We start from the raw sequence: 13,547 nt of genomic DNA on the forward strand, positions 1-13,547 counted from the left end.
CCCCCGAGCCGAGGCCATCCGCGCCGCCGGCCCCGGTGGCGAACGCGGATCCGGTGCCGGTGCCGGTGACCGATGCGGACCCGGTGTCCGTGCTGGAGGCCGAGGCGGAGCCGGCGGCGAACCCGGTCACCGAGCCGGTCGCCGAGCCGGCGCCCGCGCCCGAGGCGGCCGCGTATCCCGAGCCGGCTCCCCTCATGGCCGGGCCCGCCCCGGCCTCCGTGGCCGGCCCCGTGCCGCCGGCGCCCACGCCGGCGCCGGTCGAGCCACCGCAGCCCGTCGTCGCCGTGGCCAAGCCCGTCCCGCTCCAACAGGCGCCGCTCGCCCGGGTCGGTTGACCCCGCCCGCTTCGCCCGGCCGCGCATAGGGCAGCATGTTGGCGGCAAGGAACGGGACCACAGGGGGATGTGTGACGGGACCGGGCACGGCGCCGGACATCGCGGAGGCCGTTTTCACGGCCTTCGAGGCGGCGCGGGGCTTCATGCCCGCCGACGAGGGCCGGGCACTGCACGCGGCGGCCGTCGAGGCGGCCCGCCTCGGCCTGCCGCTGCTGGAGATCGGCAGCTACTGCGGCCGCTCCACGCTGCTGCTCGCCGAGGCCGCCCGCCGGGCCGGCACCGTGGTCGTCACCGTCGACCACCATCGGGGCAGCGAGGAGCAGCAGCCGGGGCAGGAGTACCACGACCCCGGCCTGGTGGACGCCGGGAACCCCTCACGGCTGGACACGCTCCCCTTCTTCCGGCGTACGGTGGCGGACGCCGGTCTCGAGGCACACGTCGTGGCCGTGGTCGGGGGATCCCCGCAGGCCGCGGCGGCGCTGGGCGGGGGTGGCGGCGGCCGCTTCGGCCTGGTCTTCATCGACGGCGGCCACACGGACGCCCATGCCACCGCCGACTACGAGTGCTGGGTGCCACAGCTCGCCGACGGCGGGCTGCTGGTGATCCACGACGTGTTCCCCGACCCGGCGGACGGCGGCCAGGCGCCCTACCGGATCTGGCGGCGGGCGGTGTCGAGCGGGGCCTTCGGCGAGGTCTCCACGCACCGCACGCTGCGGGTGCTGAGACGACTGGCGCCGGGCAGCTGACCCGTAAGGGGAAGTCACGACGGCATCACAAGCGTGTCGCGTAGGAAACAGTCCAACCGTTCCCGGGGCTTCGTCCAGAACTTCATACATACGATGGGGCCCGCCCCCATCTGACCAGACCATGACGACGAGAACCACGAAGGATTCTGACGTGAACAACCGCTCGCTCTCCCGAGGCGACGCTGTAGTGATCGGAGCAGCGGTCCTGCTCTTCATCGCCTCATTCCTCGACACCTTCACCATCGACCTCGGCGGATTCGGCGGCAGTGGCAGTGAGGGGGCCAACGCCTGGGAGTCCGACTTCTTCCCGATCCTCCCCTCGGTCTTCCTGGCCGGCGTCCTGGGCGCCGCCGCGATCGTCAGCTCGCGCTTCCTGCCGCAGGCCGACAAGGAGTTCGGCGGACTGAAACTGAACCAGTGGGGCACCGCGCTGACCGTCACCGCGGCCTGGGCCGCCCTCTGGTCACTCGGGGCCGGTGGGGGTGCCGACGTCGGCATCGGCCTGATCCTCGGCCTGCTGGCCACCCTGGTACTGGCTGCCGTCGCCATCGCCACGCCGCTGGTGCCCGCGCTCAAGGCGCCGCTGACGGGCGCGAGCGGCCCGGCCGCCCCGCAGCCCGCCGGCTACGGCTACCCCGGCGCCGGCGCGCCGCAGCCGGGCTACGGCTACCCGGGCCCGGGTGGTGCCCCCGCCACTCCGCAGCCGTTCCAGCCGACCCAGGCCGCGCCCGCCGCGGCGGCCGGCGCGCCCGACCCGAGCTTCCAGCCGTTCTGGTTCGCGGTGCCGGCCACCCGCCCGCTGTACGGCGAGGACGGCGCGCCGACGCCGATCGCCGAGCTGGCGCCCGGCACCTGGTACCTGGCCGTCGAGCAGCGCGGCCAGCAGCTGGTGGCGCAGACGCAGGACGGCCGTCGCGGCGTGCTGCAGGACACCTCGGGGATCCAGCGCGGCTGATCCGCACCGATGCGGGCGAGGGCCCGCCGGGACGACACACCGTCCTGGCGGGCCCTCGCCGCGTTACGCGCAGCAGTCGGCTTCGAGGCCGCGCGGCAGGCCGGCGCCGCCGAAGACGGCGCGGGTGGCGGTGTCGCCGGTGAGCGCGGCGACGGCGAGCAGCAGGGAGCCGGCGGTCCAGGTGGTGAGCTCGGCCGGCCAGCGGGCGTCGTCCGCGTAGACGTAGCCGGTCCAGTACAGGCCGCCCTCGGCGCGCAGGTGCCCGATGGAGCGCAGCACCTCGACGGCGCGCCGTTCCAGGCCCATCGTCCAGAGGGCGAGCGCGAGTTCGGCGCTCTCGCCGCCGGTGACCCAGGGGTTGGTGCGGACGCAGCGCACGCCGAGGTCGGGGACGACGAAGTCGTCCCAGCCGCCGGCGAGGCGGGCGCGGGCCGCCGAGCCGCGCAGGACGCCGCCGAGGACCGGGTAGTACCAGTCCATGGAGTAGCGGGACTTGTCGAGGAAGCGCTCCGGGTGGTGGCGGACGGCGTGCCCGAGTCGGCCGAGGGCGAGTTCCCAGTCGGGTCGCGGCTCGGCGGCCAGGTCGGCGAGGGCGAGGGCGCAGCGGAGCGCCTGGTAGACGGACGAGGAGCCGGTGAGCAGCGCGTCGGTGACGGGCGTCCCCTCGGCGTCGCGGCGCCAGCCGAGTTGGCCGCCCTCCTGCTGGAGCCCCAGCGTGAACTCGACGGCGGCGTGCACGACGGGCCACATGCGGCGGCGGAACGCCTCGTCGCCGGTGGCCAGGTAGTGGTGGAGGACGCCGACGGCCGGGTAGGCGCAGAAGTTGCTCTCCCGGCCCAGGTCGGTGGGGCGGCTGGCGTCGCCCTCGGCGTAGGCGGCGTACCAGGATCCGTCGGGGTTCTGGTGGCGGGCGAGCCAGTCGTAGGCGGCGGCGGCCTGCTCGTGGTGTCCCGCGGTGTCCAGGGCCATGGCGGCCTCGACGTGGTCCCAGGGGTCCAGGTGGTGGCCGGCGAACCACGGTATGGCGCCGTCGGCGCGCTGCTCGCCGGCGATGGCCCTGGCGGTGGCGGCGGCCTGGTCGGCGCTGAGCACGCCGGGCAGTACGAGCGGCTCGGCGCGGCGCTCCGCGCTGGTCACGCGGCCGCCAGGGCGGTGGCGGGGGTGTGCGGCTTGGTGGCGTAGACGACGAGGCTCTTGCCGAGGATCGGGTCGAGCAGCTGCTCGGCGGCCCGGGTGGCGAGCGGGCGCTTCATGATGTCCCAGACCAGCAGCCGGTGGTAGGCGCGCACCGGCAGCGCCCGGTCGTTGTCGACGCCGAACGCGCACTTGAGCCACCAGTAGGGCGCGTGCAGGGCGTGCGCGTGGTGGGTGCCGTAGGGGCGGAGTCCGGCCTCGCGGAGCCGGCGGACGAGCTGGTCGCCACGGTAGATGCGGATGTGGCCGCCCTCGACCTCGTGGTAGGCGTCGGAGAGCGCCCAGCAGACGCGTTCCGGGAAGTAGCGCGGCACGGTGACGGCGATCCGGCCGCCGGGGCGCAGCACGCGGACGGCCTCGGCGAGCAGGCCCTTGTCGTCCGGCACGTGTTCCATGATCTCGGAGACGATGAGCGCGTCGAAGCTGTCGTCGGCGAACGGCAGCGCGAGCGCGTCGCCCCGGAGCGCGAGGGCGCTCGCGCCCTCGGGGGCCTCGCCGGCCTCCCGCATGGCGGCCAGCCAGCCGGCGGTGTGCCGGACGTCGGCCGCGTTCCGGTCGAGGGCGACGACGTGCGCGCCGCGCCGGTACGCCTCGAAGGCGTGCCGGCCCTGGCCGCAGCCGAGGTCGAGCACGTGGTCGCCCGCGGCGACCGGGAACCGTGCGAAGTCGACCGTCAGCACGAGATCATCCCCCTGTCCCTGTTCCTGTCCCTGTCTCGCGTCCGGCCGCCGCGGCGCGCAGCGCCCGCCGGTAGTGGTCGGCGGTGGCGCGGGCCGCGTGGTGCCAGGTGAAGCGGCCGAGGACCCGCTCCCGGCCGGCCGCGGCGACGCGGGCGCGGAGGTCGTCGTCGGCGAGCAGCCTGGCCAGCGCGGCGGCCAGGGCGCCCGCGTCGCCCGGCGGGACGGCGAGGCAGGTCTCGCCGTCGGGTCCTGTGACCTCGGGTATCGCGCCGCCGGTGGTGGCGACCAGCGGGGTGCCGGCGGCCATGGCCTCGGCGGCCGGCAGGCAGAAGCCCTCGTAGAGCGACGGCACGCACGCCACCTGGGCGCCGCGCACCAGGTCGACGAGGGCCGCGTCGCTGATGCCCTTGACGAACTCGACGGCGTGGTCGAGGCCGAAGCGGTCGAGGGCGTCGGCGACGGGGCCCTGCCGTGGCCGGTCGCCGACCACCACCAGGTGCGCGCCCGGGCGCTCGGTCCGCAGCTTGGCCAGCGCCTCGACGAGGTGGACCAGGCCCTTCAGCGGGGCGTCGGCGCTCGACGTGGTGACGATCCGGTCCGGGATCCTGGGCACGCTCGGGTCCGGGTGGAAGAGGCGGGTGTCGGCGCCGATGGGGACGACGTGCACCCGCTCGGGCGGCACGGCGAAGTCCTCGATGATCTCGCGGCGCGAGGATCCCGAGACGGTGAGCACGGTGGGCAGCCGCCGCGCGACCCGCCGCTGCATCCGGGTGAAGCCGTACCAACGCCGCACCGAGTAGCGGCGCTTGCGGCTCTCGGCGGCGGCGAGTTCGAGGCGGCGGTCGACGGTGATGGGGTGGTGGATGGTGGTCACCAGCGGCAGGCCGAGGCGGCGGGTGGCGGGCAACAGACCGTAACCGAGGGTCTGGTTGTCGTGCACGACGTCGAACTCGTCGCGCCGCGCGGCGAGTTCGCGGGCGGCACGGAGGGCGAACGTGCGGGGTTCGGGGAAGCCGCCGGTCCACATGGTGGCGACCTCCAACACGTCGATCCAGTCGCGGTACTCGGCAGGTCGCGGGGTGCGGAAGGGGTCGGGCTGCCGGTAGAGGTCGAGGCTCGGCAGCTCGATCAGCGGCACGCCGTCGTCGAGCACGGGGTAGGGCTGGGCCCCGATGACCCGCACCTGGTGCCCCAACGCGACGAGTTCGCGGGAGAGATGGCGGACGTAGACGCCCTGGCCGCCGCAGAAGGGGTTCCCCTTGTAGGTGAGCAACGCGATCCTGAGCGGGTGGTCCACCCCGGCCTCAGCCGCCACGCGCGTCCCCCCTCGATGTCCCTTGCTACCCACGGGTATCGACCCTAACCCGCCATCACCTCCGGCGGATACGTCCCGGACCTGGTGATTATCACCACGTGTGGGCCCCCGCGAGGGCCCGCGGCGCGGGCCGTCAAGCGGCGTCCGGCGCACGGAAGTCGAGCGCGCGTCGGCGGGGTCGGCGGGCCGGGCGGTGGCAGTTCGTAGCACATGGCTCCGACCCGCCGGCCGATATCGAGACAGGAGGGCCGCGCCCGGCCGGATAGAGTGACGACCGACAGTCACCCGTGTGCGGCGCGTGCCGGCGAATCGGACGCCCGGACAGGGCCTGGTGCCCCGCGGCGCGACGCCGCGCGTGCCGGTCAGCCGTGCCGGCGGGCCAGCACAGCGAAAGCCAACACAGTGAGAGGCACTCCAGGTGTTCAACCACTCTCGTCAGCGGCCGCTCCGCCGCGCGACGCTGGCCGGCGGTGCGGTGGCGCTGGCCGCCGCCGTCGTCCTCGGTCAGCCGGGCGGGGCGAATCCGGCGGTCGCGGCGGCGCCGGCCGCCGAGGCGCCGAACGCCCTCTTCGGGCGGAGCGACCCGACGTACGACGGGGTGCTGCGGCAGTCCATCGCCCTGTTGGCGCAGGACGCGGCCGGTTTCGAGCCGGGCTCGCCGGCCGTGGACTGGCTGCTCGGGCAGCAGTGCGCGGACGGCTCCTTCCTCTCCTTCAGGGCCGACGCCCAGGAGCCGTGCGACGACGTGACGGCGGCCGACTCCAACGCCACGGCGCTCGCCGCGCAGGCGTTGGCGGCGCTCGGCGGGCACGAGGACCGGGTGTCGGCGGCCCTCGACTGGCTGGCCGGGGTGCAGAACGCGGACGGCGGGTGGAGCTTCAACCCCGGCGGGCCGAGCGACGCCAACTCCACGGCGGTCGTGACCAGCGCGTTCTCGGCGGCCGGCCGGGATCCGGCCGAGGTGCGCCGCGAGGAGAACTCGCCGTTCGAGGCGCTGGCCGCGCTCCAGCTCGGCTGCGACGCGCCGGAGGGCGAGCGCGGCGCGTTCGCCTGGCAGCCGGACCCCGAGTCCGGTGAGCTGACCGCCAACGACGCGGCGACCGTGGACGCGGTGCTGGCCGCCGCGGGCAGCGGCCTGCTGGTCGACCCGGAGTCGGTGTCCGCCACCGCGCCCGGCTTCGATCCCTGTGGCGGCGGCAGCCCGGAGACCCCGGCGGACGGGGACGACGGGGCCGACGAGCCGACGGAGCAGTCCGACGAGCCGGCGGACGAGCCGACCGACGAGACGGCCGCCACCGAGGGCGGGACGGACAGCGGGACCGACGGTGCCGCCGGCGACGAGCCGGGGACGCGGCTGTCGCCGCAGCTCACCTCGGGCCTGGCCGGCGCGGCCCGGCTGTCCGTGGCGCTCGGCGACAACGGCGAGTACCTGATGGCCCCCTCGACCACCCCGGACGAGGAGGCGGAGCGGCTGCCGGACTTCGGCAACACCGCCAAGGCGGTCATCGCGCTGGCCGCGCTGGGCGACGAGGCGGCGCTCGCCGGTCCGCTCGGCTGGCTGCGCGAGCACCACGGCGAGTGGCCGGACTACGCGCAGAGCCCGGCGGCGGTCGGTCTGCTGGTGCTCGCGGCGCACGCCGGCGGCGACTCGCCGACCGACTTCGGCGGCACCAACCTGGTGAACACGCTGAACGCGCTCGGCCCGGCCCCGGACGACGGCGCGGGCCGGGGGGACGACACCGCGGACGACGACAGCGGCGGCGGCCTGGGCGCGGGGCTGTGGGTGATCGCCCTGGGGCTGCTCGCGGGCATCGCGATCGGCGTCACGCTGAGCGTGCGGCGCAACCGCAGGCGGGAGACCGACGCGGCGTTCGGCACCGAGGAGCCGGCGCCCGCGGAGCCCTCGGCCCCCGCCGAGGCGGACGAATCGGCCGAGGACAAGGGCGAGGGTGAGGGCGAGGAGCCGAAGGACGCCGACCGGAAGCGGGACGAGAACGACTGACGCGCGACGGCGCGCGAACGAACGCGGGCGGTGGCCGGGTGGCCACATGCCCCCCTGCCAGACGGAGCCCCGCGGGGCCACGGCCGCCAAGCCGGCACGACCGCCAAGCCGGCACGACCGCCAGAGGGCCCAACAAGGCGGCTACGCCGCCGTTGAGGCCCCCTGGCACGCCGCCGCCCGCGCGCAGCGCGGCACCCCCCGCGCGAAGCGCGGCGGAAAGGGCGGGTGGGTGGGGGAAACCCCCAGGGGCTACCGATCGGTGGTGCGCGCCTCGCGCATCCGCCGGGTGGCGGCCTCGACGTCGCGCTCGGCCGCGTCCCTGGCGGCCTGGCGGGCGCGTGCCTCGCGGCGCGCCGTCTGCGAGGACGCACGCTTCCCGCGGGTGGCGGTGGCCCGGCCGGCCGCGGTGGTGACGGTGGGGAGGTCGGCCGGGGCGGGCAGCGGGCGGGTCAGTCGGCCGGTGCTCCAGGCGCGGGCCGACTCGGCGTCGGCGAGCGCCGCGAGCAGCGTCCGTTCGACCTCCTGGCGGGCCGTCTCGCCGAGCCGGTGACCCGACTCGGCGGCCGTCCCGGCCGCCAGGTCGGAGAGCGCGGCGACCAACGTGCGCTGTTCCGCGAGCAGTTCCCGCAGCCGCTCGGCGTCCAGCTGCCGCTGCGCCCCGCGCAGCGCCTCGCCCAGGGCGAGGAACCGCTCCGTCTCCTCGCCGTGGGCACGCACCAGGAGATTGCAGGCCCAGGCGGCGAGCGTCGGGCGGCGCAGGCTCCTGATCCGCCCGGCCAGCTCGCGGTCCCCGGCGCCGCGGGCCCGCGCGGCGGCCGCGTCGCGTCGGGCGGTGAAGTCCTCGGGGGCCAGGCCGTACAGCTCGTCCCGCACCTCGTCCAGGTCGGCCACGCGCGCTCCCTTCCCGGACCGTGGGCACCTGCCGATGGATCATCACACCCGCCGGGGAGGAGCCTCGGCAGGCCCGCGCGCGGGGTGCCGTCCATGACCACCCTGGCCCAGTCGCGGCGGAAATCCGGTCGACTCACGGGTCGGGCGGTCCCTACCGTCGCCACATGAAGCTGCTCTCCGTCAACATCGGCAGACCACGGCCCAACCCGTGGAAGGGGCTCGGCACGACGGGCATCGACAAGCGTCCCGTGGCGGGGCAGGTCGCCGTGCGCGCGCCGGGCCCCAGGGGCACGGGGGCGGTCGGGCTCGCCGGGGACCGGGTGTACGACGTGGCGCACCACGGCGGCACCGACCAGGCCGTCTACGCGTACGCCCGCGAGGATCTCGACTGGTGGCAGGCCGAGTTGGGCGGGCCGCTCACGAACGGCGTGTTCGGGGAGAACCTGACGACCCAGGGCGTCGACGTCAACGGCGCGCTGATCGGCGAGCGTTGGCGCGTCGGGCCCGACGTGGTCCTCGAGGTGTCGTGCCCCAGAGTCCCGTGCGGGACGTTCCAGGGCTGGCTCCAACAGGAGGGCTGGATCAAGCGGTTCACCCGGGCCGCGCTGCCCGGCGCCTACCTCCGGGTGATCGAGCCCGGGGAGATCGGCGCCGGCGCCCCGGTCGAGATCACGCACCGGCCGGAGCACGAGGTGACCGTGGCCCTGACCTTCCGCGCGGCCACCCTCGAACCCGAGCTGCTGCCACGGCTGTTGGCGGCCGACGAACTCCCCGAGGAGATCAGGGAGCTGACGCGCAGGCGGACGGGGGCATAGGGCCTGGGTCAGGGCTCGGTGGTGTGCGACTCGAGCGTCTTGCGGGTGGCGGCGCCGTAGACGCCGGGCGAGTCCTCCTGGACCCCGTAGGCGCTCTGGAAACGTTCCACCGCGTCCTTGGTCGCCTGGTCGTAGACGCCGTGCGCCTCGCCCATGTAGACCCAGTTCAGCTGGAGCAGCCGCTGCTGGAGCTTGACGACCTCGGGACCCGAGTCCCCCATCTGGAGCACCGGGGGCGGTTCCTCCTCGCCCGGGTCCGTGGGCTCCCCGGTCGGCGGGTCGTCGGGGTCCTCCGGGTCCTCGGTGGGCGGCTCTTCGGTGCCGGGGTCGGTCGGCTCGGTGGGCGTGGCCGGGTCGGGGTCCGGGGTGGTGGGGTCGGGCGTGGGCTCGTCCTCGTCCGGCGGTGTGGTGGGGTCCGGCGTGGTCGGCACGGGCGGGTCGAGCTCCGGCTCGTCCCCGGCGCCGGCCGGCTCCTCGGTGCCCGGCCCTTCCGGCTCGGGCGACGGGGAGGCGCCGGCCGTCGCCTGGTCGCCGCCCTGGCGGCCCTCGTCCCGGCCGCCGTCGTCCGACTCGCCGGTGCGGTCGCCGTCCGGCAGGTCGTCGGCCGGCGGGTTGTTGTCCGGCACGGAGAGGCTGGGGCCACCGCGCACCTCGTTGACCCGGCCCTGGCCGCCGAGGAAGGAGGCGGCGAGCGCGGTACAGCCCACCACGGCGGCGACCGCGCCGCCGGCGGCCGCGGCCATCCGGGTGCGCTGCCGCGGCTTGCGGTGCGAGGGCGGGGTACGGCGCTGCCCCACGGGGCCCGGAATCTGGTGCACGGTCGGCTCGGCCGAGGCGGCGGGGGCGGGGGCGGCCGAGGCGGGGCGCGGGGCGACCGGAATGACGGGCGCGAAGGGGGCGGGGGGCCGGACGCGGGTGGTGGTGGTCGGCTCCAGCGGGAAGCGGGCCACGTCGGCCGGGTCGGGGTCCCAGTCCGGGGGGTGGACGGGACGGGAGAGTGAGTGGGTGACGCAGTCGCAGCTCGGTTCGCCGTTCGCCAACGCGGGACGGCCACAGATCAAGCAGTCGAACTGGTCGGTCACCGCGCCCCCTCCCCGGTTTCGATTGGCAGCGATTATGCCCCACCACCCCCACTGACGGGGCTCGGTCACTCAAGAAGCCGGACACGGCAAACGCGGACAAAATAACGAGGGAAAGCGCATACGCCTGGCCGAAAAGTGATCACCGAGGCCGGGAATCGTCTCCCGAGAGGAGCCGCTCATGCCGCCTCGGCCGGCGCCGGCCGGGCCCGCCGCCGGGACCGCGTCGGACGCCCACTCGTCCGGCGCGCTGTGGCTGTCGCTCGGAGCGTTGCTGCTCGGACTGTTCCTGGCGGCGCTCGACCAGACGATCGTCTCCACCGCGCTGCCGACGATCGTCAGCGATCTCGGCGGGCTCGAACACCTCTCCTGGGTCGTCACGGCCTACCTCCTGGCCTCCACCGCGGGCACGCCGCTCTGGGGAAAGCTCGGCGACCAGTACGGCCGAAAAAAGCTGTTCCAGACCGCGATTGTTATCTTCCTGATCGGTTCCGCGCTGTGTGGAACCGCCCAGAACATGGCGGAACTGATCGGTTTCCGCTTTCTCCAGGGCCTCGGCGGCGGCGGGCTGATCGTGCTCTCCATGGCGATCGTCGGCGACCTCGTCCCGCCCCGCGAACGCGGCCGCTACCAGGGCCTGTTCGGCGCGGCCTTCGGCGCCACCAGCGTGCTGGGGCCGCTGCTCGGCGGCTTCTTCGTGGACAACCTCAGCTGGCGCTGGGTCTTCTACATCAACCTGCCGATCGGCGTCTTCGCGCTGCTGGTGATCGCGACAGCCCTGCACATCCCGACCCACCGGGTGCCGCACGTCATCGACTACGCCGGCACCGCGCTGATCGCCGCCGTCGCCGGCGGCCTGGTGATCATCGCCTCGCTCGGCGGCACCACCTGGTCCTGGGGCTCCTGGCAGATCGTGCTGCTCGCGGTGGCCTCGGCCGCCGGCCTGGTCGCCTTCGTCGTGGCCGAACGACGCGCCGCGGAACCGGTGCTGCCGCTCGAACTCTTCACCATCCGCACCTTCGGGCTCTGCTCCGGCATCGCCTTCGTCATCGGCTTCGCCATGTTCGGCGCGATGACCTACCTGCCGACCTTCCTCCAGGTGGTGCGCGGCGTCTCCCCCACCCTCTCCGGAGTCCACCTCCTGCCCATGGTGCTCGGCCTGCTGCTGACGTCCACCCTTTCCGGACAGCTGATCAGCCGCACCGGGCGCTGGAAGCTCTACCCGGTGCTCGGCACCGCCGTCACCGCCCTCGGCCTGGCGCTGCTCCACCTGCTCACCCGGCAGACGAGCGACGTGGTGATGAGCGTGGTCTTCGCGATCTTCGGCATGGGCATCGGCCTGGTGCTCCAGGTGCTGGTGCTCGCGGTGCAGAACGCCGTCGACTACCGCGACCTGGGCGTGGCCACCTCGGGCGTCACGTTCTTCCGCTCCATCGGCGCGGCCTTCGGCGTCGCCATCTTCGGCACCATCTTCACCGGCCGGCTGCGGCACGGGCTGACGGACGCGCTGCACGGCGTCCCGCTGCCGCCAGGCGTCACCGTCGAGTCGCTGCTCCACGACCCGCGCGGCATCGGCGCGCTGCCGGCGGCCAGCAGGAACCGGGCGCTGGACTCCTACGCCGACGCGATCACCGACGTCTTCCTCTGGGCGCTGCCGGTGGTCGCCGTGGCGCACCTGCTGGCCTGGGCGCTGCGCGAGGACCGGCTGCGGGGCAGCGTGCGGGCGCCGGACGCGAGCGAGACGGTGCCGCCGAACCCGGTGGAGCGCTCCTCGCACGACGAGTGCGCGCGGGCGCTCTCGCTGCTCGGCACCCGCGCCGGGCGACGCGACGCGTACGTCCGGATCGCGGAGCGGTCAGGCGTCGACCTGCCGCCCGCGGCCTGCTGGCTGCTGCTCCGGATCCACCAGGACGGCGCGGCCCAGCCGGCGCTGCTCGGTGAGCGGATCGCGCTGCCGAAGGACGTGCTGACCCCGGCCGTCCAGGAGCTGCGGGACCGGGACCTGGTGCGGCCCGACGGCCCCACGCTGCGGGCCACCGAGCGCGGGCGCGAGCTGACCGAACGCCTGGTGCACGGCCGCGAGGAGGAACTGGCCGCGCTGCTCGGCGACTGGTGGGGCCCCGACCGGCCGCGCGACCTGACGGAACTGGTCCGGGAGCTGGGCGCGGAACTGGGCGACGGTCCAGGCGCCGCCGCGCGGCCGGCGGAACAGGAGTGATCCGCGGCACGTCGGGCGGCGGAACGGCGGGCGAAGATCCGACCGGGAAAGGGGAGGGGGGTGGCGCGATCCGGCCCGCGTTTTGTACCGTAGTCGAACAAAGTGGTTCCGCCCGCTTCCCCGACCACCCGGGCGGAGCCACTGGCTTCTTCCCCGATCCCGACCGAGCCCGACCGAGCCCGGAGGCACAGGCACCGATGTCCACCGCGCAGCTGACCGCCCACGCCCTGCTCCTGGACATGGACGGCACCCTGGTCGACTCGGAGGCCGCGGTGGAACGCGTGTGGCGCGGCTGGGCGGCCGAGATGGGCATCGACCCGGCACTGGTGCTGGCCGCCATGCCGGGCCGCCAGGGCCACGCCACGATGGCCGACCTCCTCCCCGACCGCCCGGTCGAACTCAACCTCGCGGACGCGCGCCGGATGCTCGCGCAGGAGAAGGCCGACCTCGCCGACATCGTCCCCGTCCCCGGCGCGGCCGAGTTCCTGGCGGCCATCGAGACCCTCGCCGTCCCGCACGCGCTGGTCACCTCGGCCGACATACCGCTCGCCACCGCCCGGATGGGGGCGGCCGGCCTGCGGATCCCGGACATCAGGATCACCCAGGAGTCGGTCAGCGCCAGCAAGCCGGACCCGGAGGGCTTTCTCAAGGGCGCCGCGGAACTCGGCGTCGCGCCGGCCGACTGCGTGGTCTTCGAGGACTCCCCCGCCGGCATAGCGGCGGCCCGCGCGGCCGGCATGCGGGTCGTGGGCGTCGGCCCGCTGGCGGCCACGTGCGGGCCGACGGCGCACGCCGGGACGCTGCGGGCCGTGACGCTCACGGCGGGCCGTGACCGGACGCTGACAATCACGGTCGGCCCCTGACGGGGCGGCGCGCTCCGCACGGTTCTTCCCCACCCTCCCCCAGCTAACGCTGGGAGGTGCCCCCACGAGCCCTTTGTCCCGCGCTCCGCGCGGGTGGGCCCTGACGGGCCGAGCCAGGCATGGATGCCCCGCGCTCCGCGCGGGGTTTTCCCCACCCACCCACCCCTTGTTCCGCGCTTCGCGCGGGTGGGCCGGCCTGCGGCGGCTGCGCCGCCGAGCCGTGGGGATGGGTGCCCCGCGCTCCGCGCGGTTTTTCCCCACCCACCCGCCCTTTTCCGCGCTTCGCGCGGGTGGGGGCCCGGGCCGGGTCGGCGCTTGTGGCGGCTGCGCCGCCGGGGGCGGGCGGGGGGTGGGTGCCCCGCGCTTCGCGCGGTTTTTCCCGCCCACCCGCCCCTTTCCGCGCTTCGCGCGGGGTGGGGCGGCATCGCCGGCCGGCCCGCCGGGCCGGCGGCCC

At 75.4% G+C, this 13,547-nt stretch carries 11 protein-coding genes and 1 pseudogene; 7 read left to right on the forward strand and 5 right to left on the reverse strand.

Features of this window, described 5'->3' with window-relative positions; all coding sequences use genetic code 11:
• The 3 genes and pseudogenes from ACYVPE_RS36545 to ACYVPE_RS36555 all read left to right on the forward strand — a co-directional run.
• A pseudogene (locus ACYVPE_RS36545) lies at positions 1–335 on the forward strand (hypothetical protein); the annotation flags it as partial.
• 143 nt (positions 336–478) lie between these two features.
• Entirely contained in the window at positions 479–1,081 is a 603-nt protein-coding gene (locus tag ACYVPE_RS36550; protein WP_461038144.1) for a class I SAM-dependent methyltransferase, read from the forward strand.
• Positions 1,082–1,232: 151 nt separating this feature from the next.
• Positions 1,233–2,036 (forward strand): DUF5336 domain-containing protein, encoded by an 804-nt coding sequence (locus ACYVPE_RS36555; protein WP_461038134.1) that lies wholly within the window; start codon positions 1,233–1,235, stop codon positions 2,034–2,036.
• A gap of 63 nt (positions 2,037–2,099) precedes the next feature.
• Here ACYVPE_RS36555 and ACYVPE_RS36560 read toward each other — a convergent pair whose 3' ends face one another.
• From ACYVPE_RS36560 to ACYVPE_RS36570, 3 genes are read right to left on the reverse strand one after another with little or no spacing between them, the layout of a single operon-like run.
• Complete coding sequence (locus tag ACYVPE_RS36560; RefSeq protein ID WP_461038135.1) at positions 2,100–3,173, reverse strand: prenyltransferase/squalene oxidase repeat-containing protein; 1,074 nt, start codon at positions 3,171–3,173, stop codon at positions 2,100–2,102.
• Positions 3,170–3,910 (reverse strand): class I SAM-dependent methyltransferase, encoded by a 741-nt coding sequence (locus tag ACYVPE_RS36565; RefSeq protein ID WP_461038136.1) that lies wholly within the window; start codon positions 3,908–3,910, stop codon positions 3,170–3,172. The genes ACYVPE_RS36560 and ACYVPE_RS36565 overlap by 4 nt, the downstream gene beginning before the upstream one ends.
• 4 nt (positions 3,911–3,914) lie before the next feature.
• The gene (locus ACYVPE_RS36570) at positions 3,915–5,225 is read right to left on the reverse strand and encodes a glycosyltransferase family 4 protein (protein WP_461038137.1); all 1,311 of its coding nucleotides are present in this window, start codon (positions 5,223–5,225) and stop codon (positions 3,915–3,917) included.
• A 418-nt stretch (positions 5,226–5,643) separates the two neighbouring features.
• On the opposite strand from ACYVPE_RS36570, the gene ACYVPE_RS36575 reads away from it, so the two are divergent.
• On the forward strand, positions 5,644–7,227 hold the full coding sequence (locus ACYVPE_RS36575; RefSeq protein WP_461038138.1) for a prenyltransferase/squalene oxidase repeat-containing protein: 1,584 nt from the start codon (positions 5,644–5,646) through the stop codon (positions 7,225–7,227).
• Positions 7,228–7,476: 249 nt separating this feature from the next.
• On the opposite strand, the gene ACYVPE_RS36580 is transcribed toward ACYVPE_RS36575, so the two are convergent.
• Positions 7,477–8,118 carry a hypothetical protein gene (locus ACYVPE_RS36580; RefSeq protein ID WP_461038139.1) on the reverse strand — a complete coding sequence of 214 codons (642 nt, stop codon included), beginning with the start codon at positions 8,116–8,118 and terminating at the stop codon, positions 7,477–7,479.
• A 164-nt stretch (positions 8,119–8,282) separates the two neighbouring features.
• Between ACYVPE_RS36580 and ACYVPE_RS36585 the strand changes: the two genes are divergently transcribed.
• Positions 8,283–8,933 (forward strand): MOSC domain-containing protein, encoded by a 651-nt coding sequence (locus ACYVPE_RS36585; protein WP_461038140.1) that lies wholly within the window; start codon positions 8,283–8,285, stop codon positions 8,931–8,933.
• A gap of 8 nt (positions 8,934–8,941) precedes the next feature.
• Here ACYVPE_RS36585 and ACYVPE_RS36590 read toward each other — a convergent pair whose 3' ends face one another.
• Positions 8,942–10,015 carry a peptidoglycan-binding domain-containing protein gene (locus tag ACYVPE_RS36590; protein ID WP_461038141.1) on the reverse strand — a complete coding sequence of 358 codons (1,074 nt, stop codon included), beginning with the start codon at positions 10,013–10,015 and terminating at the stop codon, positions 8,942–8,944.
• 178 nt (positions 10,016–10,193) lie between these two features.
• Here ACYVPE_RS36590 and ACYVPE_RS36595 point away from each other — a divergent pair, with 178 nt between their 5' ends.
• Both ACYVPE_RS36595 and ACYVPE_RS36600 read left to right on the forward strand, forming a co-directional pair.
• Positions 10,194–12,230 (forward strand): MDR family MFS transporter, encoded by a 2,037-nt coding sequence (locus ACYVPE_RS36595; protein WP_461038142.1) that lies wholly within the window; start codon positions 10,194–10,196, stop codon positions 12,228–12,230.
• A gap of 197 nt (positions 12,231–12,427) precedes the next feature.
• Positions 12,428–13,093: an HAD-IA family hydrolase gene (locus ACYVPE_RS36600; RefSeq protein WP_461038143.1), complete on the forward strand. Its 666-nt coding sequence runs from the start codon at positions 12,428–12,430 to the stop codon at positions 13,091–13,093.
• Positions 13,094–13,547: the final 454 nt, after the last annotated feature.

The sequence above is a fragment of the Streptomyces mayteni genome, assembly GCF_054783955.1.